Raw genomic sequence first — 256 nt, forward strand, 5'->3', positions numbered from 1 at the left:
TAGAATATGCAGAAGCAAACTATACAGGAAATCCGCAATCTGATGTTGTTGTAACAGAATATGCTCCTTCGGAGGCATCGAAAATTATGATTACAACCATTACGGAAAATGTATTGCCAAAATCTCCAATAATAAAGTTTTCAGGAATTCCTGGTAGACAAGGATACACTAATGTAACATTTACATGGAGTAAAATGGCCTATAAAGCAAAATACCATGTTTATAAAATGTCTGGCCAAGGAAACTGGAAGAAGAT

The 256-nt window shown here is 34.8% G+C and carries 1 protein-coding gene; it reads left to right on the forward strand.

Annotated elements, in window-relative coordinates; genetic code table 11:
* The coding region (locus SB689_RS23575; protein ID WP_410694469.1) for a hypothetical protein at positions 1–256 on the forward strand (256 nt) is incomplete at both ends.

The sequence above is a fragment of the Chryseobacterium sp. SIMBA_038 genome, from assembly GCF_046535115.1.
Lineage (GTDB): Bacteria > Bacteroidota > Bacteroidia > Flavobacteriales > Weeksellaceae > Chryseobacterium.